At 65.1% G+C, this 25430-nt stretch carries 26 protein-coding genes and 2 tRNA genes; 14 read left to right on the plus strand and 14 right to left on the minus strand.

Annotated features, from left to right (window positions below):
- Positions 1-140: 140 nt before the first annotated feature.
- Positions 141-1319: an aspartate aminotransferase family protein gene (locus BMG03_RS06460; RefSeq protein WP_075776239.1), complete on the plus strand. Its 1179-nt coding sequence runs from the start codon at positions 141-143 to the stop codon at positions 1317-1319.
- A gap of 88 nt (positions 1320-1407) precedes the next feature.
- A complete protein-coding gene (gene argF, locus BMG03_RS06465) occupies positions 1408-2334 on the plus strand; it encodes an ornithine carbamoyltransferase (protein ID WP_075776238.1) in 927 nt (308 codons plus the stop codon).
- Between the two features lie 21 nt (positions 2335-2355).
- Here the strand turns inward: argF and yihA are convergent, their stop codons facing one another.
- From yihA to rpmH, 8 genes are all read right to left on the minus strand, one after another.
- Positions 2356-3006, minus strand: a complete 651-nt coding sequence (gene yihA / locus BMG03_RS06470; protein ID WP_075776237.1) for a ribosome biogenesis GTP-binding protein YihA/YsxC — start codon at positions 3004-3006, stop codon at positions 2356-2358.
- On the minus strand, positions 3006-3773 hold the full coding sequence (locus tag BMG03_RS06475) for an MOSC domain-containing protein (protein WP_075776236.1): 768 nt from the start codon (positions 3771-3773) through the stop codon (positions 3006-3008). Before BMG03_RS06475 ends, yihA begins: the two co-directional genes overlap by 1 nt.
- On the minus strand, positions 3770-5617 hold the full coding sequence (yidC, locus tag BMG03_RS06480; protein ID WP_075776235.1) for a membrane protein insertase YidC: 1848 nt from the start codon (positions 5615-5617) through the stop codon (positions 3770-3772). The genes BMG03_RS06475 and yidC overlap by 4 nt, the downstream gene beginning before the upstream one ends.
- A 167-nt stretch (positions 5618-5784) precedes the next feature.
- A complete protein-coding gene (locus tag BMG03_RS06485) occupies positions 5785-7404 on the minus strand; it encodes a GGDEF domain-containing protein (protein ID WP_075776234.1) in 1620 nt (539 codons plus the stop codon).
- Between the two features lie 81 nt (positions 7405-7485).
- Positions 7486-8367, minus strand: a complete 882-nt coding sequence (gene ttcA / locus BMG03_RS06490) for a tRNA 2-thiocytidine(32) synthetase TtcA (protein WP_075776233.1) — start codon at positions 8365-8367, stop codon at positions 7486-7488.
- On the minus strand, positions 8360-8650 hold the full coding sequence (yidD, locus tag BMG03_RS06495; protein ID WP_075776232.1) for a membrane protein insertion efficiency factor YidD: 291 nt from the start codon (positions 8648-8650) through the stop codon (positions 8360-8362). The genes ttcA and yidD overlap by 8 nt, the downstream gene beginning before the upstream one ends.
- Positions 8647-9075, minus strand: coding sequence for a ribonuclease P protein component (gene rnpA / locus BMG03_RS06500; RefSeq protein ID WP_077701152.1), 429 nt, complete (start codon positions 9073-9075; stop codon positions 8647-8649). Before rnpA ends, yidD begins: the two co-directional genes overlap by 4 nt.
- A gap of 130 nt (positions 9076-9205) precedes the next feature.
- Positions 9206-9340 carry a 50S ribosomal protein L34 gene (gene rpmH, locus BMG03_RS06505; RefSeq protein ID WP_075776231.1) on the minus strand — a complete coding sequence of 45 codons (135 nt, stop codon included), beginning with the start codon at positions 9338-9340 and terminating at the stop codon, positions 9206-9208.
- A gap of 305 nt (positions 9341-9645) precedes the next feature.
- Here rpmH and BMG03_RS06510 point away from each other — a divergent pair, with 305 nt between their 5' ends.
- From BMG03_RS06510 to BMG03_RS06525, 4 genes are all read left to right on the plus strand, one after another.
- The gene (locus BMG03_RS06510) at positions 9646-11070 is read left to right on the plus strand and encodes a sensor histidine kinase (protein WP_075776230.1); all 1425 of its coding nucleotides are present in this window, start codon (positions 9646-9648) and stop codon (positions 11068-11070) included.
- Between the two features lie 146 nt (positions 11071-11216).
- A tRNA-Arg gene (locus BMG03_RS06515) sits at positions 11217-11293 on the plus strand.
- 136 nt (positions 11294-11429) lie between these two features.
- A complete protein-coding gene (locus tag BMG03_RS06520; RefSeq protein WP_244271005.1) occupies positions 11430-11684 on the plus strand; it encodes an RpiB/LacA/LacB family sugar-phosphate isomerase in 255 nt (84 codons plus the stop codon).
- A gap of 61 nt (positions 11685-11745) precedes the next feature.
- Positions 11746-12714 carry a class 1 fructose-bisphosphatase gene (locus BMG03_RS06525; protein WP_077701153.1) on the plus strand — a complete coding sequence of 323 codons (969 nt, stop codon included), beginning with the start codon at positions 11746-11748 and terminating at the stop codon, positions 12712-12714.
- Between the two features lie 502 nt (positions 12715-13216).
- Here the strand turns inward: BMG03_RS06525 and BMG03_RS06530 are convergent.
- Both BMG03_RS06530 and BMG03_RS06535 read right to left on the minus strand, forming a co-directional pair.
- Positions 13217-13292: transfer RNA gene (locus tag BMG03_RS06530), tRNA-Ala, on the minus strand.
- 262 nt (positions 13293-13554) lie between these two features.
- Positions 13555-13881, minus strand: coding sequence for an FYDLN acid domain-containing protein (locus tag BMG03_RS06535; RefSeq protein ID WP_075776207.1), 327 nt, complete (start codon positions 13879-13881; stop codon positions 13555-13557).
- 191 nt (positions 13882-14072) lie between these two features.
- Here BMG03_RS06535 and BMG03_RS06540 point away from each other — a divergent pair, with 191 nt between their 5' ends.
- From BMG03_RS06540 to BMG03_RS06560, 5 genes are all read left to right on the plus strand, one after another.
- The gene (locus BMG03_RS06540; RefSeq protein WP_244271006.1) at positions 14073-14720 is read left to right on the plus strand and encodes a M48 family metallopeptidase; all 648 of its coding nucleotides are present in this window, start codon (positions 14073-14075) and stop codon (positions 14718-14720) included.
- Positions 14721-14751: 31 nt separating this feature from the next.
- Entirely contained in the window at positions 14752-15408 is a 657-nt protein-coding gene (locus BMG03_RS06545; protein ID WP_075776205.1) for a GntR family transcriptional regulator, read from the plus strand.
- A 182-nt stretch (positions 15409-15590) separates the two neighbouring features.
- Positions 15591-15878 carry a 50S ribosomal protein L28 gene (gene rpmB, locus BMG03_RS06550; RefSeq protein ID WP_075776204.1) on the plus strand — a complete coding sequence of 96 codons (288 nt, stop codon included), beginning with the start codon at positions 15591-15593 and terminating at the stop codon, positions 15876-15878.
- Positions 15879-15991: 113 nt separating this feature from the next.
- Positions 15992-16345, plus strand: a complete 354-nt coding sequence (locus tag BMG03_RS06555) for a hypothetical protein (RefSeq protein WP_075776203.1) — start codon at positions 15992-15994, stop codon at positions 16343-16345.
- Positions 16346-16384: 39 nt separating this feature from the next.
- The gene (locus BMG03_RS06560; protein ID WP_075776202.1) at positions 16385-16945 is read left to right on the plus strand and encodes a copper chaperone PCu(A)C; all 561 of its coding nucleotides are present in this window, start codon (positions 16385-16387) and stop codon (positions 16943-16945) included.
- A 17-nt stretch (positions 16946-16962) separates the two neighbouring features.
- Here the strand turns inward: BMG03_RS06560 and meaB are convergent, their stop codons facing one another.
- Positions 16963-17949 (minus strand): methylmalonyl Co-A mutase-associated GTPase MeaB, encoded by a 987-nt coding sequence (gene meaB, locus BMG03_RS06565; protein WP_075776201.1) that lies wholly within the window; start codon positions 17947-17949, stop codon positions 16963-16965.
- A 130-nt stretch (positions 17950-18079) separates the two neighbouring features.
- On the opposite strand from meaB, the gene BMG03_RS06570 reads away from it, so the two are divergent.
- The 3 genes from BMG03_RS06570 (at position 18080) to BMG03_RS06580 (ending at position 21866) form a co-directional block, all read left to right on the plus strand.
- The gene (locus BMG03_RS06570) at positions 18080-18832 is read left to right on the plus strand and encodes a DUF3108 domain-containing protein (RefSeq protein WP_075776200.1); all 753 of its coding nucleotides are present in this window, start codon (positions 18080-18082) and stop codon (positions 18830-18832) included.
- A gap of 7 nt (positions 18833-18839) precedes the next feature.
- Positions 18840-21290 (plus strand): ATP-dependent helicase HrpB, encoded by a 2451-nt coding sequence (gene hrpB, locus BMG03_RS06575; protein WP_244271007.1) that lies wholly within the window; start codon positions 18840-18842, stop codon positions 21288-21290.
- Between the two features lie 72 nt (positions 21291-21362).
- Entirely contained in the window at positions 21363-21866 is a 504-nt protein-coding gene (locus BMG03_RS06580) for an acyl-CoA thioesterase (RefSeq protein ID WP_075776198.1), read from the plus strand.
- Between the two features lie 93 nt (positions 21867-21959).
- Here BMG03_RS06580 and lpdA read toward each other — a convergent pair whose 3' ends face one another.
- From lpdA to odhB, 3 genes are all read right to left on the minus strand, one after another.
- Positions 21960-23348 carry a dihydrolipoyl dehydrogenase gene (gene lpdA, locus BMG03_RS06585; RefSeq protein ID WP_075776197.1) on the minus strand — a complete coding sequence of 463 codons (1389 nt, stop codon included), beginning with the start codon at positions 23346-23348 and terminating at the stop codon, positions 21960-21962.
- Positions 23349-23396: 48 nt separating this feature from the next.
- Positions 23397-23789 (minus strand): MAPEG family protein, encoded by a 393-nt coding sequence (locus tag BMG03_RS06590; protein WP_075776196.1) that lies wholly within the window; start codon positions 23787-23789, stop codon positions 23397-23399.
- A 106-nt stretch (positions 23790-23895) separates the two neighbouring features.
- Entirely contained in the window at positions 23896-25428 is a 1533-nt protein-coding gene (odhB, locus tag BMG03_RS06595) for a 2-oxoglutarate dehydrogenase complex dihydrolipoyllysine-residue succinyltransferase (protein ID WP_075776195.1), read from the minus strand.
- Positions 25429-25430: the final 2 nt, after the last annotated feature.

Consider the following 25430-nt stretch of genomic DNA (forward strand, 5'->3'; position numbering starts at 1 on the left):
CCGCTGAAGCGCCTGACGTCCGATCTGCCGTGGCCTGCCGCCACACCCAATCCCAAATCGCTGACCGAAGGCCCCCGAATGTTGACAGCCCCCCGGGACTGTTGCACGAATTTGCCTTCCCTTACTGGAGCTTGACCCCGATGATCCCCTCCGTCCTGCCGACCTATAATCGCGCACCGCTCGCCTTCGTTAAGGGCGAAGGTTCCTGGCTCGAGACGGCGGACGGGAACCGATATCTCGATATGGGCGCTGGGATCGCGGTGAATGCGCTGGGTCATGCCGCGCCGGAACTGGTCGAGGCGCTGACCGAGCAGGCCGCGAAGCTTTGGCACGTCTCGAACCTCTACCAGATCCCGCAACAGCAGGCGCTGGCCGATGCGCTGGTCGAGAAGACCTTCGCCGATACGGTCTTCTTCACCAATTCCGGCACCGAGGCTGCGGAACTCGCGATCAAGATGGCGCGGAAATACTGGTCCTCGAAAGGCGAGGACCGGGTGGAGATCATCACCTTCGAGGGCGCCTTCCACGGCCGCTCCACCGGTGCGATCTCGGCCACGCCGAAATCGGAAAAGATGGTGAAGGGCTTCGGCCCGCTGCTGCCCGGCTTCACCCAGCTTCCCTGGGGCGATCACGAGGCGCTCAAGGCTGCCGTCACCGACAAGACCGCCGCTATCCTGATCGAGCCGATTCAGGGCGAAGGCGGCATCCGCCCGGTGCCCGATCAATGCCTGAAAGGGCTGCGCGATCTCTGCGACGAGACCGGCGCGCTCCTGATCTTCGACGAGGTGCAATGCGGCGTGGGCCGCTCTGGCCGGCTGTTCGCGCATGAATGGGCAGGCGTCACGCCCGATATCATGATGGTCGCGAAGGGCATCGGCGGGGGCTTCCCGCTGGGCGCGGTGCTGGCGACCGAGGAGGCCGCCTCCGGCATGGTCGCGGGCACGCATGGCTCGACCTATGGCGGTAACCCGCTGGGCTGCGCGGTCGGCGCCAGGGTGATGGAGATCGTCTCCGAGCCCGCTTTCCTCGACCAGGTGAACGCCAAGGCAGGTTTCCTGCGCCAGAAGCTCGAAGGGCTGATCGCGGCGCATCCCGAAACGTTCGAAAGCGTGCGCGGCACCGGACTGATGCTGGGGCTCAAATGCAAGCGCGCGCCGGCCGATCTCGTGGTCGCCGCTTATGACCAGCACCTGCTGACCGTCCCGGCGGCGGATAACGTGCTGCGCCTGCTGCCCGCGCTGAACATTTCCGAGGCCGATCTGGCCGAGGCGGTGACCCGGCTCGATGCCGCCGCGTCGCAACTCGAAAAGGCCGCCTGACTTCCTCTTGGCGTAAATATCCTCGGGGGCTGCGCGGGAGCGCAGCGGGGCGGACAGCCCCTCAGGCCCCTCCACGAAAGACAAACCGATGAACCATTTCCTCGATATCCACAAAACCGACCCCGCCGCGCTGCGGTCCATGATCGACCAGGGCATCGCGATGAAGCAGGCCCGCAACGGTCGTCCGAAAGGCGCGCCCGATGACGAGCAGCCGCTCGCCGGGCACATGGTCGCTCTGATCTTCGAGAAGCCCTCGACCCGGACCCGCGTCAGCTTCGATGTCGGCGTGCGTCAGATGGGCGGGCAATCGATGGTGCTCTCGGGCGCGGATATGCAGCTGGGCCATGGCGAGACCATCGCCGATACCGCCCGCGTTTTGTCGCGCTACGTCGATCTGATCATGATCCGGACCTTCGAGGAGGAAACACTGCTCGAGATGGCCGAATATGCCTCGGTGCCGGTGATCAACGGCCTGACCGACCGCACTCACCCCTGCCAGATCATGGCCGATGTTATGACCTATGAAGAGAAGCGCGGGCCGATCGCGGGCAAGAAGGTGGTCTGGTCGGGCGACGGCAACAACGTCTTCGCCAGCTTCGCCCATGCCGCGGCGCAGTTCGGCTTCGATCTGACCTTCACCGGGCCGGAAACGCTCGACCCCGAACGTGCGTGGCTCGACTTGGCCGAGAAGGCGGGCCACCCGATCACGATAGAGCGCGATCCGATCAAGGCGGTCGAAGGCGCCGATCTGGTTGTCACCGACACCTGGGTGTCGATGCATGATCCGGAATCTGCGAAGGAGCGTCGCCACAACCAGCTGCGGCCCTACCAGGTCAACGAGGAGCTGATGAGCCACGCCAAGCCCGACGCGCTCTTCATGCATTGCCTGCCCGCGCACCGCAATGACGAGGCGACGAGCGGCGTCATGGACGGCCCAGCCTCGGTGATCTTCGACGAGGCAGAGAACCGTCTGCACGCGCAAAAGGCGGTGATGCGCTACTGCCTCGGCAAGTGACGACAGAAGCCGGGCAGGGGGTCACTCCAGCCCGGCGATGATCGCGCGCAGCGTCTCGATCCCTTCGCCCTTTTCGGACGAGGTCAGTACGATCTCGGGGAAGGCGGCAGGGTGTTTGGCCAGCGCCTTACGCACCTGATCCAGCACCTTTTCGCAATCTTTCGCGCTGACCTTGTCGGCCTTCGTCATCACGACCTGAAATGGGACGGCGGCGCGGTCAAGCAGCGTCAGGATCTCCTCGTCTACCGCTTTGACGCCGTGGCGCGTGTCGATCAGCACGAAGGCGCGACGCAGCGTCGCGCGGCCGGACAGGTAATCCTTCAGCAACGCCTGCCATTTCGCGACCACCGCGACCGGGGCCTGCGCGAAGCCGTAGCCCGGAAGGTCGACCAGATAGGGTCCGTCCTGCGTGGTGAAATAGTTGATCTCCTGCGTGCGGCCCGGCGTGTTCGATGCGCGCGCGAGGTTGCGGCGGTTCGTGAGCGCGTTGATCAGGCTTGACTTGCCGACATTGGATCGTCCCGCGAAGCAAACCTCAATGCGGTCGGCGGGTGGTAGCCCCTTCATCGCGACGACGCCCTTGAGGAAATCGACGGGGGCGGCGAACAGCTTGCGCCCACGCTCACGCGCGAAATCGTCGGGCTCTTCGGCCAGCGGGAAATTCAACTCCATCAGAGTACCTCGATCTTGTCGCCGCGCGCGATGCGGCCCTGTTTTGTGACGAGGCAGAATACGCCAAGGTCAGTATGCCCGTAATGGCGTTCCAGCTCTGCCAGCATGTCGATGTCGCGCTCGCCCGTCTCGATACTGGCGTCCGTCGCGCGACAACGCCCGATACAGGCGCGCAGTTGCAGCTCTGCCTCGCCCACGCGTACCGTTTTCCCGATCAGGTCCATCTCGGCGAAGGGCTCCCAGCCCTCGACCCAGAGATTGGCGCGGAAGCGGCGGCGGTCGATGGGCTTGCCCACACGCGCCGAGAGATCGTCGAGCGAAGCCTGCCCGATCAGCGAGACATAGGGCAGGGGATCATCGGTGAAAGCCCGGTCGGGGCCGCGTACCAGCGCGGTCGGGCGCGGCGCGCTCTCGGGCCAGAACGGGCGCAGCCATTCCAACAGTTTGCGCTGGTCGAGCTCACGCTCGGGATCGATCTCGAGATGCCATTGCTCGGGGTGCTCCAGCAGAATGTGTCCGTTCTCGAGCATCCGCGACGTCACCCCCATCAGGCCCGGCGCGGAACGTCCGATCACGAAGTTGATCTTCTGGCCCCAGCCATCCGCGCGCCCCTCCGCATCGACACCGATCTTGGAGCGCTCATGCAGCACCGCCCACTCCCGGTCGCAAGGCAAGACGCGCCCCTCTTCAAGGGACGCGTCCTTCAGTTCCTCTACCCCGATCGACTTGATCGGATGTCGGTAGATGCGAGAGAGCGTTGCGCTCATTTCTTCTCTTCGGCGGGTTTCTTCCGCGAGAAGCTCTCTTTGATATTGCCGAACAGGTCCGGCCGCTTCCCGTGCATCGACATGATCGTGTACTGCTGGATGAACGTGATCGTGTTGTTCGTGATCCAGTAAAGCACGAGGCCCGAGGCGAAGCTGCCCAGCATGAACATGAAGACCCACGGCATCCACGCGAAGATCATCGCCTGAGTCTTGTCCGTCGGCGCCGGGTTCAGGCGCTGCTGGAACCACATCGAGACACCCAGCAGGATCGGCAGGATACCGAGCGACAGGATGAAGAGCGGCGAGCCCGGATCGGGCGCTGCGAAGGGCAGAAGGCCGAACAGGTTCAGGATCGAGGTCGGATCGGGGGCCGAGAGGTCGTGAATCCAGCCGATCCACGGCGCGTGATACAGTTCGATCGTGACGTAAATCACCTTATAGAGCGAGAAGAAGATCGGGATCTGGATCAGAAGCGGCAGACAGCCCGCGGCGGGGTTCACCTTGTGCTTCTTGTAGAGCTCCATCATGCCCTGCTGCATCTTCTGGCGGTCGTCGCCAGCGGCCTCTTTCATCTTCTCCATCTCGGGCTGCAGTTCCTTCATGCGCGCCATCGAGATGTAGGACTTCCGTGCCAGCGGGAAGACGATCAGCTTGATGATGAAGGTCAGCGCGATGATCGCCCAGCCCATGTTGCCGATCGCGCCATGCAGGAAGTGCAGGAGGCGGAACATCGGCTTGGTGAGGAAGTAGAACCAGCCCCAGTCGAGCGAGTCGACGAATTTCGGGATCGGGACATTGTCCTGATAGTCGCGCAGGGTTTCCCATTCCTTCGCACCGGCGAAGAGGTGGGTCTGCGAGTCACCCTTGGCGCCCGGCGCGACGTCGATCACCGGCAGGCGGGTCTCGGTCTGGTAGATGTCGGACTTCTCGCCCGAATATTTCACCACCGAGGTGAAGGGGCCCGAGATCGGCGCCAGAACGGTCTGCCAGTATTTGTCGGTAAAGCCCGTCCAGCCGGCGTCCTTCACCTGCTTGATCTCGGCCTGACCCTCGGCGCCCTTGTTATCGAGCTTGGTGATGTTCTTGTATTTGATCTCTTGGAGATTGCCGTCATCCATCGCCACGAGGCCTTCGTGGAGCACGTAGACGCGGCGCTCCTCGGGGATGCCGTGACGCGCGATGATACCGTATGGGGCAAGCTTCACGGCGGCGTTGGTACCGTTCTGCACCGACTGCTTGATCGTGAAGAGATACTTGTCATCGACCGAGATCTCGCGCTGGAAGGTCAGGCCGTGGCCGTTGTCCCACTGAAGCGTCACAGGCGTGTCGGGCGTGAGTTTGCCGTTGCCGACCTGCGTCCAGACCGTATTCGGGCCGGGCACCTGGTCGCCCGGCAGACCGCCCGCGGGCAGCCAGCCATAGACGACGTAATAGGGCAGGGTCGAATTGTCGGTATTGCCGCTGATGGGCGAGAGGAGACGCACGTCGGGCGAATCTTTCGCCAGCGTTTCCTTGTATTTCTTGAGCGACAGGTCGTCGAAGCGCCCGCCGAGAGTCGAGATCGAACCCTCGACCGCCGGGGTGTCGATCGCGATGCGCGCGGCGCTTTGGGCTTGGGCGCTCGCGGTTTGCGACATGGTCGCCGTATCGACCGGCGCGCCGGTGGTGTCGGCCGCAGACTTCGGTGCGATATCAGTGCTTTCGGGCGTCGCGGCCTGTTGCGTGGTCACCTCGCTCGGCGGGGTCGTCGTGTCCTGCGTGGGCGGGAAGAAATAGGTCCAGACGCCCAGCACGACTGCGGAGAGTACCACCGCGAGAATGAGATTCTTGTTTTGGTTGTCCATGAAACCCTAAGTCCACAAGCCTGTCGAAAACTTGCATGGGTTCAACAGAAGGGGCAGCCAAAGGTCAAGCCATTTTCCCTTGAAACGATCGATCGGGCACGGTTTGCCTCTGCGTGCTTGGTCACGATGCCGGGCGCGCGGCGGCGGAGAGCGGTCTGCGGGGCCGCTCAACGCCGGCCGATTTGCGGCGTCGCGGCGAGCTTGGTGCGGTGCCGTTCTGCCCAATCGAGAAATTCGCTGATCGGCATCGGGGCGGCGATCGCCGGGCCTTGCACCGCTGAGCAGCCCAGCTGGCACAGCATCGCGTGCTCGGCGATACCCGGCACCCCTTCGGCGAGAGTTTTCAGCCCCAGTCCTTCGGCCATCGATACGATCGCGGCGGTCAGGCGCTGGTGTTCGGTGTTGTGGTCGATCTGTGCGGTGAGCGAGCGATGGATGCGCAGCCGCTGCGGTCCGAGCCGGTGGATCGTTTCTGCCGAGACGGGGCCGGTGCCGAACCCCGCCAGTTCGATCAGGCAGCCTAGGCGTTTGATTTCGTGCAGGGTGCGACAGCAAACCGGATCGTCGAGCCGCGCCACCATCGCCTGCGGGACGATCAGCCGCAGCCGGTTCGGGGCGATCTCGAACCGGTCGAATTCCCAGGCCAGCCGCTCGGCCAGTCTCGGGTCGCCCATCTGGCCGTGCAGGAATGGCAGCGAGGCCGGGCCGAAGTCGCTGCCGTCGCGCGAGATGTCGCGCAGCGCACCGAAGGCCGCGTAGAGCATCACCTCGGAGAAGCGCGCGCCGAGCCCTGCAGCTTCGATCGCGGGAAGAATCTCGCTTTCGGTCAGGATCCCGCGCTGCGCGTGAAGCCAGCGCGGGATTGCCTGAAATCCCACGATGTCCCCGGTATCGGTGGATATCTGCGGCAGGAAGAACGCCTTTATATGCCCGGCCTCCAGTGCCTCCCCCACGCTGGCGGATAGCGGGTGCGGGCCCGGCTCTTTCATGACGATCTTGTTGGAACGGGAGGAGCGGATCGCGCCGGGCCCGCTGCGCATCGCGCGCTCGGCGGCGGTTTCGGCGCGCGACAGTGCCGCCTCCGCCTCCGCATGGGCGTGCGCTTCGGCCTTGGCCAGCGTGGCGGCGTCCTCGCGATGGGCAGGGGACGCATCACTCCGGCCCACGAGGTGAAAGCCGATATGCATGGTGATCTGTTCGGTCTGTGCCGCGATCGAGTAAGGCTCGCTTACCGCTTCCTGCAGGCGCCCGCAAAGCTGGATCATGCCCTCGAGCCCGAGGCGTGGCGTCGGGCGCAGCAGGACCGCGAAACGGGCACCCTCCCATCGGGTGACTACGTCGCCGCTGCGCAGCTGCCCCTGAAGCCGCTCGCCGATCCGGCGCAGCAGCAGGTCGAAGTCCCTGGCCGGCAGGCGCCGGAGCGCCTGCTCCGGCGCGTCGAGGCCGAGGATCAGGCAGCCGGTCGGGCGATTGCGCGCCCGCGCGTCCTGCAGGGATGCGGCCATTTCGGAGATCGCGGCATTTGGCGGCGGCAGGCCGGTAGCGGGGTCGCAGCCTTCCTCGTCAGTCTCAAGCGGGACGGGCAGGGGACGGGTCATCCATCCCACTAGAAGCGCGGTAAGGCCGATCAACACCATCGCCTCGGGCCCCACCCAAAGCAGGGCGAGCCCACAGGCCGGTACGAAGGCGATCATCTCGCGGCGGAGCAGAACCGGCCCCGGCTTGCCGTGATATTTTGCGCGCAGCTCTGATTTGCGGGCGGCGCGCTTGCCACCGTCCTTCCCCATGACACCTACCCCCGTGGCACATGCAGGCCCCTCAGGAGCCCCCTTCGCCGGCGAGGTTAGGCGCAATTGGTATTCAGCCGGTTAATCGCGCTCGCGCAAAACCGGGACGTTTTCGTTAAAATCCGCTTCACTCTCCGCGCGCCGCTCGAGCCCCGCGAAATCGAAGATCGCGGGGTCGCACAGGTGCGAGGGGCGCGCGTTGAGTAGCGCCTTGAACATCTTGTTGCGGCGGCCGGGGGTGTTCTTCTCCCAGCCGTCGAGCATCATCTTCACCTGCTGGCGCTGCAGCCCGTCCTGAGAGCCGCAGAGATCGCAAGGGATGATCGGATAGTCCATCGCGCGGGCGAATTTCTCGCAATCTTCCTCCGCGACGAAGGCGAGCGGTCGATAGACGAAGAGATCGCCTTCCTCATTCAGCAGTTTGGGCGGCATCGTCGCGAGGCGCGAGCCGTGGAACAGGTTCATGAAGAAAGTCTCGAGAATGTCGTCGCGGTGATGACCCAGCACGACGGCCGAGCAGCCTTCCTCGCGCGCGATGCGATAGAGGTTGCCGCGCCGCAGCCGCGAGCAAAGCGCGCAATAGGTGCGGCCCTGCGGGACCTTGTCCATCACGATCGAATAGGTGTCCTGATATTCGATCCGGTGCGGCACGCCCATCTTCTCGAGGAATTCCGGAAGCACGGTCGCGGGGAAGCCCGGCTGGCCCTGATCGAGATTGCAGGCCAGCAGCTCCACCGGCAGCAGCCCGCGCCATTGCAGCTCGTGCAGCACGGCCAGCAGCGTGTAGCTGTCCTTGCCGCCCGACAGGCAGACCAGCCAGCGTTGACCGCGTTCGATCATGCCGTATTTCTCGATCGCCTCGCGGGTTTCGCGCACGATGCGCTTGCGCAGTTTCTTGAACTCGGTCGTCGAGGGCGCTCCTGCGAAAAGCGGATGGATCGGGCTGTCTTCGTCATCAAGCATCTGGAGTGTCCTTCGCGTCATGCGCATGGGCGCAACGATGGGCGGCGTCATGTTCGGGATCGGCGCCAGGCACCGGGTCGTAGCCATGCCCGCCCCAGGGGTGGCAGCTGAGGAGCCGTTTCCCGGCAAGCCATCCCCCCTTCAGTGCGCCGTGCCTCTCGAGCGCTTCGAGCGCATAGACCGAGCAAGTCGGCTGGTAGCGGCAGCCGTGCCCCATCCAGGGGCTGAGCAGCAAGCGATAGGCATGAACCGGCAGGGCGAGGATTCGGGCGAGGGGGCTCATTTGCGTTTGCTCCCCTTGGGTTTGCGCGGTCTCGGCGGGGTGATCGGCAAATCGTGAATGATCGTGAGCACGGTCTCGAATTCGGCCAGCATGGCGGCGAAGTCGCGCGTTGCGGTCGCCTCGGGGCGCCCGACCAGAACATAGTCCCAGCCCGGCCGACCCGCCTTGGGCAGAACGGCGCGGGCGATTTCGCGCAGGCGGCGTTTCGCGCGATTGCGCGCCACCGCATTGCCGAGCTTCTTCGAGCAGGTGAACCCCACGCGGATCAGATCGGGGGCGACGGGCTCGTCTTCGCGGCGTTTGCGCGCCTGCAGCAGAAAGCCGGGCATCCCCTTACGCTGCGCCGAGGCCGCTTTCAGGAAATCCGCCCGCTGCCGCAGAACCGCGGTCGGGCGAGTCGGATCATCTGAGCGTATGGCGGCCATCAGGGGACCTCCGGCGAATAAACGGCGCGCAAAATAGCGAAGCCGCCGGTCTTTTCACCGATCCGACCCGAGGGCCCGACCTGCGAAAAGCATCCGGCGGCGTCAAAAGCCAGTCGCGGCTGTAACGGCCTTAAGCCGACAGACGCTTACGGCCCTTCGCGCGACGGGCGTTGAGAACCCGGCGTCCACCCTTCGTGGCCATGCGGCTGCGGAAGCCGTGGCGACGGGCGCGAACGAGGTTCGACGGCTGGAACGTGCGTTTCATCGTTTTCACTCCGGTTCGGGCCCAGAAACAGGATTCGAGGGCCAGATAGCATTTCGAAGCCGCTCTTTAGTGACCTCTCCCCGGCAAGTCAATTCGCGAAAGCGGGTTTTTTCCGGCTTTTCCGGTCGCTTCGCATGGATCGTGACCGCTCACGGGGTTTTGCCTTTCGTGCGAGCCACCTATCTTGTGCACAAAGAGCGGCTGACGCGCAGGATGGCATCCTTGCATCCTGACGGGCGGTGCATCAAGAGTGACAGTGAAGGGGACAGGCCGACGCTGCGGGGCGGCTCTGCGTTTGATAGGCGATGAAAGTGAACACTCTTTCAGGACGGTTTCTGATCCTGACCACGGTTTTCGTGGTGCTCGCCGAGGCGTTGATCCTTTTGCCGGGGCTGGCGAATTTCCGTGAGGACTATCTTCTTACGCGACTCGAGCGGGCGCAAATCGCCTCGCTCGCGCTGCTGACCACAGACACCACCATCGCGCCCGATCTGGAAAAGGAACTGCTCTCCAACGCGGGCGTCTTCAACGTCGTGCTGCGCAGAGATGCGGCGCGGCAGCTGGTGTTGTCCTCTCCGATTCCCTCGCCCGTGACCGAAACCTACGATTTGCGCGATTCGACCGAATGGACGCGCATCCGTGACGCGGTGCATGCGCTCTTCGATTCCGAGGATCGCGTAATCCGGGTGCTGGGGCAGCCGGTGCAGAAGGGCGGCATCGTGATCGAGGTGACGCTCGCGACCGAGCCGATGCGGATCGCAATGGTGGAATACGGGCTACGGCTCCTGTCGATCTCGGCGGTCTTCTCCGTGATCACCGCCGTTCTGCTGTTCCTGCTGGTGCGGCGGCTGATGGTCGTGCCGATCAAGCGGCTTGTAGCGCATATGTCATCCTACGCGGACGCGCCCGAAGACGCGCGGCGTATCATAACCCCGCAGGCCAGCGTCGAGGAACTGCGCGTGGCGGAAGAGGCCTTGGCCTCGATGCAGCAGCAGCTCACCGCGTCGTTGCGCCAGAAGGAGCGTCTCGCACAGCTGGGGCAAGCGGTCGCCAAGATCAGCCACGACCTGCGCAACATCCTGACCACGGCGCAGCTCTTCGCCGACCGTATGGAAAGCTCGGACGATCCCGGCGTGAAGCGCGCGGCGCCGAAGCTGACCGGCTCGATCGAGCGCGCGATCAACCTGTGTGAAACGACGCTCGCCTTCGGCAAGGCCAAGGAGCCGCCGCCGACGCTGTCGCGCTTCATGTTCGGCGAGCTGGCGCAGGAAGTTCTGGAAAACGAGGAACACCCGAGCGAAGGCCCGGTCGTCGATTTCGTCACCGACATGCCGCCGAACCTGGTAATCCGTGCCGACCGCGAGCAGCTCTACCGCGTGCTCAACAACCTCGTGCGCAATGCCCGTCAGGCGATCGAGGCCACCGGAAAGAACGGTACGGTAGAGATCGGCGCAGGCGAGAATTCCGAAGGTTGGTGGATCCGCGTGCAGGACAGCGGCCCCGGACTGCCCGAGACCGCCCGCGAACATCTCTTCAAGCCCTTCACCGGGGGCACCCGAGCGGGCGGTACGGGGCTCGGCCTCGCCATTGCCGCGGAGTTGATTCGTGGCCATGGCGGGCGGCTGGACCTCGTTCGGACCGATGGGAGCGGCACCGAGTTTCGCATCTTCCTGCCCTCCGATGTCGCGTTGGATTGTGTCTCCGAGAAGGGCGCCGGCGCAATCTCCTGAGCCCGTGCGGGGTTACGCGCCGGCAGCGATGCACCCATCCGCAGGGCTGCCGCGAGGGCATCCGGGAATTTTGACGGTTTTGCGAAATTGCCGCGAATTTGCTCTTGCATCGCTCCGACGTGGCCGTTACATCGCCCCACATAAGCGGACCCGTAGCTCAGCTGGATAGAGCACTTGACTACGAATCAAGGGGTCGGGCGTTCGAATCGTCCCGGGTCCGCCATTTCTCTCCCTTCCGAAATGTAGATGATCAGCACGCCACTGATGCGGTTACGCGCGCGGTGATAGCTGTCAAGCGCTGGCGTGGCTGCAGTCCCAGACTTTGCGCATGACGTATGGCAGAGGCTTAGGTGCGTGGTGTGCGGAGTATCACGCCGCCGGGACCCGGCCTCGCGCTCGACTGTGCGATTTGCGTGGCTTTGCGCGTCGCGACCGACTGCGGCATCTCGAACAACGCGCATATCATCACGATGGACGCGCGGGTCTTGGGCGTGGAGCTCGCGAAAGACATCGCCGATGCCTTCCTGGCCTCGTCCTTCGATCCCGAGGGGAAATCGGCGGACAACGTTCAGGCCATTGACGCGGTCGATGCCAAGTATCACACGACGGTCTGAGCGAACTCCCGAGGGCCGGGCGGTTCGCCGCCCGGTCCCAACTCACTGACGGAATTCCCACATGCTGACCTTGCCGAACGACCGTCCCTCGCAGGCGGCGCACCTGCGTGACTGCCTGCCTGCTGGCGGGCTTGGAGAGATCATCGCCGCGCTGGCGAATGCCTTGCCGCCGATCGAGCAGCGGCTCGCGGCGGGCAGGTTGCCCGGCGATCCGGCCGCGCCCTGTGGTCAGAATGAGAGCGGCGATGTGCAGAAGGCGCTCGATGTCGGCGCGCATGACCACATCATTGCGGCGCTTGCCGGGCTGGGTGTGCGGCACATGCTGTCGGAAGAGGCCGAAGAGGTCGAACTGCTCGACCCGGAAGGCCGCTTCGATCTCGCGATCGATCCGATCGACGGGTCGGGCTCGATCGGTATCGGCGCGCCGCTCGGGATGCTGTTCGCGATCTACCCGACCGGTCCTGCCGATTTCCGGCGTCCGGGCTCGGAGGCGATCGCGGCGGGTTATGCCTCCTTCGGTCATTCGCTGGATTTCGGGTTCACGGCCGGGCAGGGGGTGCAGATCGTCACCTATGACGGCAAGGACTTCCGCATGACGGCGCAGGATGTCCGGCTGTCGCCCAAAGCGTCGACCATTGCCTACAACGCCTCTAACGAGCGCCATTGGAGCCCGGGGCTGCAACGCTGGGCCGCCGAGTTGCGCGCCGGGGCAGAGGGCCCGCGCGGGCGCGATTTCAACATGCGCTGGCTGGCGGCGGCGGTCGGTGAATTGCACCGTATCCTGCTCAAAGGTGGCGCGTTCCTCTATCCGGCGGACCGGCGCGAAGGCTATCGCGCGGGACGGCTGCGGCTGGCCTATGAGGCGGTGCCGATCGCCTGTCTGATCGAAGCGGCAGGCGGCCGCGCCACCGATGGCACCAAGCGCATCCTCGATCTCGTGCCGGAGGCGCCGCACCAGAACGTGCCGCTCGTGTTCGGCGCCTCGGAAGAGGTCGAGATCATCAAGACATATCTTTCGGAGGAGACCTGACCCATGGCCCGCATCACGCTACGCCAATTGCTGGCGGCGCGCTGAGCACGTCGCCTGTCGAGGCCAGCCACAAGTGCGGCACATGGTGAGCGATTTTCTCCGTGGCCCCGGAATGTCGCAGAAACCACGCTTTCCGTCCGAAGACGCGCAACGGGCTACGAGCCCCAGCGCGAAGAAGCTATCGTCGCGATCGCGGGCGGCCGTTCTCCGACGAACAGACCGCGCGCACGAGTGAGATGGCGGCGCGCAAAGGTCGACCTCGGTGGACGCTACTCGACGAAGTACAACGCCTGTGTCGGTCGCGTCACGAAGCGCGCGCTGGCACCGAGTGAGGTCGACAAGGCTGCGTTGGCGCGCACTCCACGTCCTCACGGTGTCGTTCGCTGGCGGAAGAAAGCCCTATGCGGGGGAGCCTAAGCGCACGGCGACCGGACCGCGCCGGCGCGCGGCGAACTTCTCACGACAAGCGCGATGTGATCGGATGCGTTTTCGGAAGTTTGTTTGGTGGAGCCAAGGGGAGTCGAACCCCTGACCTCTTGAATGCCATTCAAGCGCTCTCCCAACTGAGCTATGGCCCCACCGGAGGTCCAGCGGGTCAGCCCCGCTGTGTGGGGAGGCGTATAGGCAAAGCGTCGGGGCGGCGCAAGAGGAATTTGTTGTGAAGGCGGGGGAAATTTTTGTCCGCTGCGTATTCCCGCGCGTCACCTGAGCGGCGCTGGCGTAGAGCGCGCCTCGGGGCAGGGGAGAAGCGGGAATACGCACGGCCTCACGTCCGGAAAAAGAAAAAGGCGCGACGGTTTCCCGTTGCGCCTTGATCTCTCGTCCGAGCGGCCCAGCCGATCAGTTGTCTTCCTTGTCCTCGGTGCTGACATCCGCGATGTCATCGAGCGAGACATTGTCGTCATCGTCGTCGTCGTCGAGCAGATCGTCGTCGAGATCCACGTCGCCGTTATCGTCGTCGAGATCGTCATCGTCGAGATTGACGTCGTCATCTTTCTGCGACGACGTCTTGTCGGTCACGAGCGTGCGACCGCTGCCCGAGGTCAGAGCCTCGAGGGTGAAGGTGTTGTTGCAGACCGGGCAGGTCATCGGGTCGTTATTCAGGTCGTAAAAGCGGCTCGCGCAATGCGGGCACAGACGCTTGACGCCCCATTCCTCTTTCGGCATGGAATTCTCCTGCGCACTTATATCCAGCAGAGTCGCAGCCAACTGCCACATGCCGCGCAGGGTGTCAAAGCCTTTTCGCGCCTTTCTTGTGGGGCTGCGACCCGATGGCCGCGCCTCTTGACCGAACCTGCCGGAGAATGCCCCTGTCCCGCCCACCTCACATTCCCGAACTGCCCGAGGTGGAGTTGGTGATGCGCCGTTCCGGTCGCGCGCGCAGGTTCTCATTGCGGGTGTCGCGGGTCGACGGGCGGGTGGCGCTCACGATCCCGCGGGGCGCGTCCGAGCGAGAGGCGCTGGCCTTCGCGCGCTCGCAAACCGAATGGCTGCGCAAGACGCTTGGGGCGATCCCGCCCGCGCGGGCCGTGCGATTCGGACAAGCTGTCCCCTTCCAGGGGCAGATGCTGATGCTCGAACCCGCGTCGCTGCGCAGCCCGAAGATCGACGGCGCGCGCCTCCTCGTGCCCGAAGATCCGGCACGGCTGGGCGTGCGGGTCGAGACTTTCTTCAAACACGCAGCTCGTCAGAGACTGCATGCGGCGACCGCGCGCTACGCCTCCGAGATCGGGCGTGACTTCGCAAAGATCACGATTCGCGACACCCGCTCGCGCTGGGGGTCCTGCAGCTCGACCGGAGCGCTCTCCTATAGCTGGCGGTTGATCATGGCGCCGCCGGACGTGCTGGATTATGTCGCGGCCCATGAGGTCGCGCATCTGGAGGAGATGAATCACTCGCCCGCCTTCTGGCGCGTCGTCGAATCCCTGCGGCCGAGCTTCAAGGCAGAGCGCGCATGGCTCAAGCGCGAAGGCTCCGCGCTCCATGCGATCCGGTTTCGCGATTGACCCGCGGCGGCAACGTGATCACAAAAAGCGAATGACAACGATTTCCACACGCCCCATCGAGACCGCCGCCCATGATCGGCTGTACCGCACTTTGCGCCAGCAGATCATGGTGGGGGAGTTGCTGCCGGGCACTGCGCTGACGTTGCGGGGTTTGGGCAAGCAATACGGTGTCTCCATGACCCCCGCGCGGGAGGCGCTGCGGCGGCTGGTTGCGGAAGGCGCGCTGACGCTGTCGAGTTCGGGGCGGGTAACCACGCCGGAGCTGTCCAACGAACGGATCGAGGAGCTGGCCGCGCTGCGGGCGCTGATCGAGCCGGAACTGTCGGCCCGTGCCCTGCCGCGCGCCCACCTCGCGCTGATCGACCGTCTCGGTGCGATCAACGTCGCCAATGCCGAGGCCGTCGCGAAACAGGATGCGGTCGGCTACATCCGCACCAACCTCGAATTCCACCGCACGCTCTATCTGCGCGCGCAGGCGCCCGCGATGCTCGCGGTGATCGAGACCGTCTGGCTGCAGCTGGGGCCGACGATGCGCGCGGTCTATACCAAGCTGCAGCGCAACGAGCCGCCGCGCCATCACCGGATGATTCTCTCCGCTCTGCGGGCGGGCGACGAACCGGCGCTGAGATTGGCCGTGCGCACCGATGTGACCCAGGGGTTGCGCCATCTGGCTCAGCGCGGGTGGTGAAACCGCCCCTGAAGCGGTGGGGAAGGTGGATAAAATCGGCCTGGGCGACTTGACGCGAGGCGCCATTGGCCGTATTCCGCGCCAACAGATTTTCGGGCGCTGCCAAGCGGCGCCTTTTCATGTTGGGGCCGGGCGCGCGATTCGCGTAACTTCGGCCAGGTAAGAAACGAAGGAAGAATGCCATGTCGCGCGTTTGCGAACTGACCGGCAAGGGCCCCACGACGGGCAACAAAGTGAGCCACGCGAACAACAAGTCGCGTCGTCGCTTCCTGCCGAACCTGAACGATGTTTCCCTGATCTCGGATACTCTGGGCCAGAGCTTCAAGCTGCGCGTTTCCGCAGCCGGCATGCGCTCGGTGGACCATCGCGGCGGTCTCGACGCGTTCCTCGCCAAGGCGAAGGATGCGGACCTCTCGGTGAACGCTCTGAAGATCAAGAAAGCGATCGCGAAAGCTCAGGCTGCCGCCTGATCCCTTTCCGGATCGGAATTTTCGAAAACCCCGCGCCGAGGCGCGGGGTTTTTGCTTTGTTCGGCTGAACTGTCGCATTCCCATCGTCACATCCTCACGCTAGTGTGAGCGCCATGTGGAGGACGCGCTTCAAGCTACTGATCGGGATCGTCGCGGCGCTCGTGCTGGCCATGACCAGCATGACCATGGCGGTTGCGCGCGGGAAGGCGCGTGTCGCGGGCGAGGTGGTGATCTGCACCGGCTATGGCGTGACCACGATCAGCGTCGATGCCGATGGCAACCCGACTGGCCCCGTGCATCTCTGTCCCGACATGGTGCTGGCGATGATGGCCGCCGTCGCGGTCGCGCCGGCCCTGCCGACTCCGCCGCAGGGCGAGGGGCGCAGGCTGCAGACGGTCGAGCTCGAGAGCGCGCAGGCGCAGGCCTTCGTGGTGCCGCGCGCCCGTGGTCCGCCTGCAGCCGTCTGATCCCCAGCCTTCAGACGAATACACCCTCAGGAGACATGAATGATCCGCAAATACCTGATGAGCGCGGCGCTGATCGCCGTCGCTCTCCCCGCCTTCGCCGCTGACCAGATCCAGATCATCGACCCTTATGTCCGGGTCTCGACCCCGATGTCGAAATCGGCGGCGGCCTTCATGGAGATCAAGAACATCTCCGATCTCGACGACCGGCTCGTCTCGGTCAGCTCGAACGTTGCCGCGCGTGTCGAACTGCATACGCACAAGCAGGGGCCGAACGGCGCGATGCAGATGCTCGAAGTCAAGGAAGGCTTCGAGGTTCCCGCCAAGGGCGAGCATGTCCTGCAGCGCGGCGGCGATCACGTCATGTTCATGGGGCTGAAGCAGTCGCTCCATCAGGGTGACATGGTCACGCTCAATCTGCGTTTCGAGAAAACCGGACTGATGGTCGTCGACGTCCCGGTCGATCTCAGCCGCGATCAGCCGACCGAGACTGCGCAGGATCCCGCGCCTGTCTCCACACCGGAGATTTCACATGAAGACGTGACCCACGGCGAGCCGGAACATACCGAGCCCACCATGGATAAGAAAGAAGGCGATATGTAAGCCGGGCAGGGCGGCGCTCAGCCGCCCAGCTGCTCCAGCATCACAGCCGCAGCTGCAGAGGCCGCGCTTTCACCGCTGGCCACCGCGTCGCCCAACTCGCGCATTTTCGCCCGGATCTCCGGATCCCGGCGCAACCGCGCGAGGAGCCCCTCGCGGACCTCAGCCTCGAACCAGTGCCGCGCCTGCTCGGCGCGGCGCTGATCGAAATGCCCGTTCGCGCGGCGCCATTCGGCTAGCGCGGTCATTTCTTCCCATGCTTTCTCCAGCCCGTTCTCCTCCATGGCCGAGACCGGCAGCGCCTTCGGGAAACCCTCGGGGTCCTGCGGGCGCTTGCGCAGCAGCCGCAGCGCGCCCGCGTAATCCGAGACCGTCCGCATGGCGGCCGGTTTCAGATCGCCATCCGCCTTGTTCACCAAGATCAGGTCGGCCATCTCCATGATGCCGCGCTTGACGCCCTGCAGCTCGTCGCCGCCAGCCGGGGCCATCAGCAGAACGAACAGGTCGACCATCTCGGCTACCAGCGTCTCGGACTGGCCGACGCCCACGGTCTCTATCAGGACGACGTCGAAGCCCGCCGCCTCGCAGAGGCTCACCGCTTCGCGGGTGCGTCGCGCGACGCCGCCGAGATGCGCTTGTGAGGGCGAGGGGCGGATGAAGGCGTTGGGATCGCGCGACAGACGTTCCATACGGGTCTTGTCACCGAGGATCGAGCCGCCGGAGCGGGCCGAGGACGGATCGACCGCCAGCACGGCGACCTTCAACCCCTTGCCGGTCAGCATCATCCCGAAGGCTTCGATGAAGGTCGATTTGCCCACTCCCGGCGTGCCCGAAAGCCCGATCCGCAGCGCCTGACGCCCTTCACCTGCGAGCGTATCGAGCAGTTCGACCGCCTGCGCGCGATGCTCCGCCCGCCCGGATTCCACCAGCGTGATCGCACGCGCCAGAGCGCGACGATCGGAGGCGAGAATGCGCGGAGCGAGGTCGGCGGGGCTTTGATCGGTCATCGGCAGGCTTTCGCTGATTTTGGGTGTTCGTGTCAAAAATGACATCAGACGTGAAGACTTATCGGTTACTTGCCTGCACCCTGCGACCTATGTCCAGAGCGAATGGGAAATTCCTGACAAGAGGATACCAATGAGATTTCTATCGAGCCTTTCGTCGCGCCCGGTGGCTGCGATCCTGAGCGCAGCGTTGCTAGTCGCGCCCTTGGGCACGGCGCCGGCGCGCGCCGATCAGAGCGACAAGATCGTCTTCGACGTGGTGCTCAAGGGCATCCGCGCGGGTGAGCTGGCGATCAACGGCAAGATCACCGACGGTGCCTATGGCGCGAACGGCGTGTTGCAGACGGCGGGCCTCGTGGGGCTGCTGCGGAAAATCAAGTTTTCGGCCAGTGTCTCCGGCCTCTATGACGGTCAGAAGTTCACCCCGATGAAATATTCAGAGGTCGACGACGCACCGGGACGCAAGTCCAAGCACCAGATCATCTACAAAAACGGCACGCCGGTTTCCGTCAGTCAGCAGCCACCGCGCAAGCCCTCGCCCCGGGATGTCGATCCCGCGAAACAGGGCGGCACGGTCGACCCGCTGACGGCGCTCTATGCGGTGCTGCGCGACGTGCCGCGCGACGAGGCCTGCAAGCTCGACGTGAAGATGTATGACGGCGCGCGGCGCTCGCAGGTGCGGCTCTTCGAGCCCAAGCCCGATGGCAAGAACATCGTCTGTTCGGGCGAATATCGCCGCCTCGCGGGCTTCTCCGAGAAGGACATGAAGGAAAAGTCCCGCTTCGCCTTCACCCTCTATTACGAGCCGAGCCCGAATGGCGGTTTGCAGGTCGACAAGATCGAGACCGACACGCTCTATGGAAAAGGTCGTCTCACTCGGCAATAAGGGGCGGGTGAACACAGACCGCCTTTCCCTTCCTATCGACGTGGTGCTGCCCGATCTGCGGGCGGCGCTGTCATCGCATGGCCGCGCGGTGCTGATGGCGCCGCCGGGCGCGGGCAAGACGACCCGCGTGCCCCTCGCGCTCTTGGACCAGATTGAGGGCGGAATCGTCATGCTGGAGCCGCGCCGCCTGGCCGCGCGCGCTGCCGCCGAGCGGATGGCGGAGACTTTGGGCGAAAAGGTCGGCGAGACGGTCGGCTACCGCATCCGGGGCGAGGCGAAGGTCTCGAAATCCACGCGGATAGAGGTCGTTACTGAAGGCATCCTGACGCGCGTGCTGCAATCCGACCCGGAATTGACCGGCATCGGTTGCGTGATCTTCGACGAATTCCATGAACGCTCGCTGAACGCAGACTTGGGGCTGGCGCTGACATGGGAGGTGCGCGGCGCGCTCAGGCCCGATCTGGCGCTGGTGGTGATGTCGGCCACGCTCGATGCAGAGCCGGTGGCGGCATTGCTCGACGACGCGCCGATCGTGGTGTCCGAGGGGCGGGCCTTTCCGGTCGAGACGCGCTGGTTGGATCGTCCGGTGGACAGTTCGATGCGGTTTGAGGCCGCGATGGCCGGGCTGATCACCGAGGCCGCGGAGGCCACCGACGGGAGCCTTCTGGCCTTCCTGCCGGGCGAGGGCGAGATTCGCCGCGTCGAAGGGCTGCTGAAGGGCCGCTTGGCCGATGACATCGCGATCCGCCCGCTGTTCGGCGCGATGGAATTCGCCGCCCAACGCGCCGCCATCGCGCCCGCGCCCTCGGGCCGGAAACTGGTGCTCGCCACAGCCATAGCGGAAACCTCTCTGACCATCGAAGACACCCGCGTCGTGATCGACGGCGGCCGCGCACGCCGGGCGCGGTTCGACCCGGGCTCTGGCATGGCGAGGCTGGTCACCGAACCCGTCTCCCGCGCCGAGGCCGAGCAGCGCCGGGGCCGCGCGGGCCGCGTGGCCGAGGGCATCTGCTACCGGCTCTGGACCAAGGGCGCGGAAGGCGCGCTGCCCGCCTTCGCCCCGCCCGAGATCGAGGTCGCCGACCTGACCGGACTTGCGCTGGAACTCGCGGTCTGGGGCACCGATGGTGGCGATCTGGCTTTCCTGACGCCGCCGCCTGCACCTGCGATGGCCGAGGCGCGCGCTTTGCTGGAAGAACTCGGCGCGCTGAAATCGGGGCTGATCACGGAACACGGGCGCAAGCTCGCCAAACTGCCGCTGCACCCGCGCCTCGGGCACATGCTGCTGACCGCGGGCCCCGAGGCGGCACCGCTTGCTGCCCTTCTGGCCGAACGCGATCCGCTGCGTGGCGCGCCCGCTGACCTGACGCTGCGCCTCAGCGCAATTCGCGACCCGAAGCGCTTGGAGGCGCACCACCCCTATACGCCCCATCGCGGCACAATCGAGCGTATCCGATCCGAGGCGAAGCGGCTGGCCCGCCTCGCCACTGCAGCGCCCGAGACCTATTCCTCCGCCGAGCAACTCGCGCTCGCTTACCCTGACCGTGTGGGGCTTCGCCGCAAGGGGGACGCGCCGCGCTACGTGCTCTCGGGCGGCAAAGGGGCGGTGGTGGCCGAAGGCGATCCGCTGGGCGCGCAACGCCTCATCGTGGTGAGCGATCTAGACGGCGATCCGCGCGAGGCGAAAGTGCGCCAAGGCATCGCGATCTCCGAGGCCGAGCTTCGTCGCCTCTACGCGGATCAGATCGCATGGCAGGATGTCTGCGACTGGTCCAAGCGAGAGGGCCGCGTGATCGCGCGCAAGCAGGAGCGGTTCGGCGCGCTGGTCCTCGACGATCGCGTGTGGAAAGACGCCCCGCGCGAGGCGGTAGCGCAAGGCGCGCTGGCAGGATTGCGCCAGATCGGCCTGCCGATGAGCGCGGCGGCGCGCCGGCTGCAGGCGCGGGTGGAGCTGCTGCGCGGGCAGGGGGCCGATCTGCCCGATTTCTCCGATGAGGGGCTTTTGGCCTCCGCCGAGAACTGGCTTCTGCCCTATCTCGGCAAGGCGAGGACCGAGGCCGACCTGCGCAAGCTCGACCTCACCGATCCGCTGCGCGCAGCGCTCGACTGGGAGCAGATGCAGCTGGTGGACCGTCTTGCCCCCGCGCATTTCGAAACTCCGCTCGGCCGTCGTGTGCCCATTGACTACGCTGGCGAGGCGCCGGGCATCGAGATCCGTCTGCAGGAGATGTTCGGCGTCACCACCCATCCGACGGTCGGCCCGAAACGCCTGCCGCTCAGGATCACGCTGCTGTCACCCGGCCACAAACCCATTCAGGTCACGATGGACCTGCCCGGGTTCTGGGAGGGCTCTTACGCCGATGTGCGCAAGGATATGCGAGGGCGCTACCCCAAGCACCCGTGGCCCGAGGACCCGCGCGAGGCCGATCCGACGCTGCGGGCGAAGCCGCGCAAGTGAACCATGCGCATCGCGCGGATTGACCCTACGAGAGGCTTTCGCGCATATGGCGCGAGGCAATGAGGGAAAACCATGACCGAAACACTGACCTTCGAGGACCGCAAGCGCCTCGAGATGACCGTGCTGATGACGCCCGATCAGGCGAATTTTTCGGGCAAGGTGCATGGCGGCGCGCTGCTGAACTGGCTCGACCGGGTCGCGTTCTCGCTCGCCTCACGCTACTCGCAGCGCTACGCGGTGACGCTGTCGGTCGACCAGGTGACCTTCCAGCAACCGATCAACGTGGGCGAGCTGGTAACTTTTCGCGCCAGCGTGAACCATACGGGCCGCACCTCGATGGAGATCGGCATCCGCGTCGAAGCCGAGAACATCACCGCGGGCACGCGGCGACACACGAACAGCTGCTATTTCACGATGGTCGCGGTGGATGAAAACGGAAAACCCGCAGAGGTGCCGACCTTGAAGCCCGACACGGACGAGGAACGCCACCGCTGGCGCGCCGCCGAACTCCGCCGGGAACTGCGCCGTGAATTCGCCGCGAAGATGGATGCGGCTGCGGATCACGGCGAGGGCTAAGCCTGAGCTCGTGACCGGAGTTCGGGCCACCGCGCCAAACGAAAAGGGCGCCCCGCGGGGCGCCCTTTCGCGTTTCTCTCGACCCTTGGCCGATCAGGCGTGGATCGCGCCGTCGCCGCAGGCCAGTGCGGCTTCGCGAACGGCCTCGGAGAAGGTCGGGTGAGCGTGGCAGGTCAGCGCCACGTCCTGTGCCGAGGCGCCGAATTCCATCGCCACGCAGATTTCGTGGATCAGGTCGCCCGCGCCCGGGCCGATGATGTGGCAGCCGAGGATGCGGTCGGTTTCCTTGTCCGCGATCAGCTTCACGAAGCCGTCCGACTGGAACACGGCCTTGGCGCGGCCATTGCCCATGAAGGAGAACTTGCCGACCTTGTAGGCGCGACCGTCCTGCTTGAGCGCCTCTTCGGTCTGACCGACCGAGGCGACTTCCGGGCTGGTGTAGATCACGCTCGGGATCACTTCGTAGTTCACGTGACCATGCTTGCCCGCGATGACTTCGGCAACAGCCATGCCTTCGTCCTCGGCCTTGTGGGCGAGCATCGGGCCGGTGACCGCGTCACCGATCGCGTAGATGCCCTTGGCGGTGGTCTGCCAGTGCGCGTCAGTCTTCACCTGACCGCGCGGCAGCATCTCGACGCCGACGCCCTCAAGCCCCAGACCGTCGGTATAGGGCTTGCGGCCGGTCGCGACGAGGACGGTCTCGGCCTCGATCGACGCGTTGCTCTCATCCTTGCGCAGCTGGTAGTTCACCGTGGCCTTGCCGTTCTTCACGTCGACGCTCTGGACGGCGGCGCCCATGACGAATTTCAGTCCCTGCTTGGTCAGGATCTTCTGGAAGTTCTTCGAGACCTCGCCGTCCATGCCGGGGGTGATTGCGTCGAGATATTCCACGACGGTGACATCCGCGCCGAGACGAGCATAGACCGAGCCCATTTCCAGACCGATGACGCCCGCGCCGATCACGACCATCGACTTCGGGATCTTGTTCAACGACAGCGCGCCGGTCGAGGTCACGACGGTTTTCTCGTCGATCTCGATGCCCGGCAGCGACGACGGCTCGGAGCCGGTGGCGATCACGATCGACTTGGCGTTATGGACGTCGTCGCCCACTTTCACCTTGCCGGCCTCGGGGATCGAACCCCAGCCCTTGATCCAGTCGATCTTGTTCTTCTTGAACAGGAACTCGATGCCCTTGGTGTTGCCGTCGATGACTTCCTGCTTGTAGGTCAGCATCTGCTTCCAATCGACCGAAGGCGATTTGCCCTTCAGGCCCATCTTGGCGAAGTTATGCTCGGCTTCGTGCAGCTCGTGGGTGGCGTGCAGCAGCGCCTTGGACGGGATGCAGCCCACGTTGAGGCAGGTGCCGCCGAGGCTTTCGCGGCCTTCGACACAGGCGGTCTTCAGGCCCAGCTGGGCGCAGCGGATGGCGCAGACATAGCCGCCCGGGCCGCCGCCGATCACGATCACATCATAGTCAGCCATTGTTCTTGCTCCTTGGGTTGGGGCGCGAGGAGGCCTCGCGCCGGGAGGTCAGATCAGCGCGGCAATCGCCAGCGCCAGAATTGCGAAGAAGGAAAAGCCCCAGATGAGCGAGCGCCACGGCACCCAGCCCAGCAGATAGGACGGAATGTAGAGGAGCCGCGCGATCAGGAAGATCCAGGCGAAGGCCACGGTGGCGGCGCTCGATTGTCCGGTCAGTCCGATGACCAGCGCGACGGGGGCGAAGAGAATGAGCCCCTCGAAGGAGTTGTTCATCGCGCGCTGCAGCCGTCCGAGCAGGGTCGAGATCGGCGGCGGCGTCTTGTCGCGCGGGGAAACGGGGTATTTTGTGCCGAGCTCGGTATTGGCCTTCACCGAATACGCCACCATCAGCCCCAGATGGAGCAGGATCGCGAGTATGAGCACGGTCAGTTCGGGGGTCATCGGTCGCTCCCGGAGGTGAGGGAGGCCCGGGGGCTGTCTGCCCCCCGGACCCCCGAGGATATTTAGCAAGAGCGAAGGGGCAGGGGATGCCGCCTTCGTTCCGGTCTTACAGATCCATCAGCAGGCGGCGCGGGTCTTCCAGCGCTTCCTTGACGCGCACGAGGAAGGTCACGGCGCCTTTGCCGTCGACGATGCGGTGGTCGTAGCTGAGTGCGAGATACATCATCGGCTTGATGACGATCTGGCCGTTCTCGACCATCGGACGTTCCTGGATCTTGTGCATGCCGAGGATGCCCGATTGCGGCGGGTTGAGGATCGGCGAGGACATCAGCGAGCCATAGACGCCGCCGTTCGAGATGGTGAAGGAACCGCCCTGCATCTCGGCCATCGAGAGCTTGCCGTCACGGGCGCGGGTGCCCATCTCGGCGATCGTCTTCTCGATCGAGGCGAAGCCCATCTGGTCGGCGTCGCGCACGACCGGCACGACGAGGCCGTTTGGGGTGCCCACGGCCACGCCCATGTGGACGTAGTTTTTGTAGACGATCTCGTTGCCGTCGATCTCGGCGTTCACTTCCGGGACCTCTTTCAGCGCGTGGCAGCAGGCCTTCACGAAGAAGGACATGAAGCCGAGCTTCACGCCGTGCTTCTTGAGGAACAGGTCCTTGTACTCGTTGCGCAGGTTCATGACGCCCGACATGTCCACCTCGTTATAGGTGGTCAGCATCGCGGCCGTGTTCTGCGAGTCCTTGAGGCGCTTGGCGATGGTCGCACGCAGGCGGGTCATCTTCACGCGCTCTTCGCGCGACGCGTCATCGGCATTGACCGGACCGCGCGGCGCCTGCGAGGGCGTCGAGGCGACGGAAACCGAGGCCTGCTTCGGCGCGCTTTCGGCCTTGGCCACGTCTTCCTTCATGATTCGGCCATCCTTGCCCGAACCCTGAACGGAAGCCGGGTCGATGCCCTTCTCCGCCATCAGCTTCTTGGCGGACGGCGCATCCTCGACATCCTTGCCGCCTTTGCCGCCGCCGGCGGGGGCTTCGGATTTGGTCTCTTCCTTGGCGGGCGCGCTGGCGGCGGTTCCACCGCTTTCGCCCTCGGCGATCACGGCCAGCTTGGCCGAAGCGTCGACGGTCGTGCCTTCTTCGGCGACGATCTCTTTGAGAACGCCAGCAGCGGGCGACGGCACTTCGACCGAGACCTTGTCGGTTTCCAGCTCGCAGAGCATCTCGTCGGCCGCGACCGTGTCTCCGACCTTCTTGAACCACGTCGACACAGTTGCCTCGGTGACCGATTCACCAAGGCTGGGCACCATCACGTCGGTCATCTTTCCCTCGTTCGATTGGGGCTGTTGGGCGGGTTTTTCCGCCGGTTTGTCTTCTTTCTTCGGCGCGGGGCTGGCGCCAGCCTCTTCGATCGTCGCGAGAAGCGCATCGACGCCGACGGTCTCGCCTTCGGCGGCGACGATCTCGCCGAGCGTGCCGGCTGCGGGGCTCGGCACTTCGACGGTCACCTTGTCGGTTTCGAGCTCGCAGAGCATTTCGTCGGCGGCCACGGTGTCGCCGGGCTTCTTGAACCAGGTGGCGACGGTGGCTTCCGTGACGCTCTCGCCGAGCGTGGGAACGCGGACTTCAGTGGACATCT

The sequence above is a fragment of the Thioclava nitratireducens genome, from assembly GCF_001940525.2.
GTDB classification, from domain to species: domain Bacteria; phylum Pseudomonadota; class Alphaproteobacteria; order Rhodobacterales; family Rhodobacteraceae; genus Thioclava; species Thioclava nitratireducens.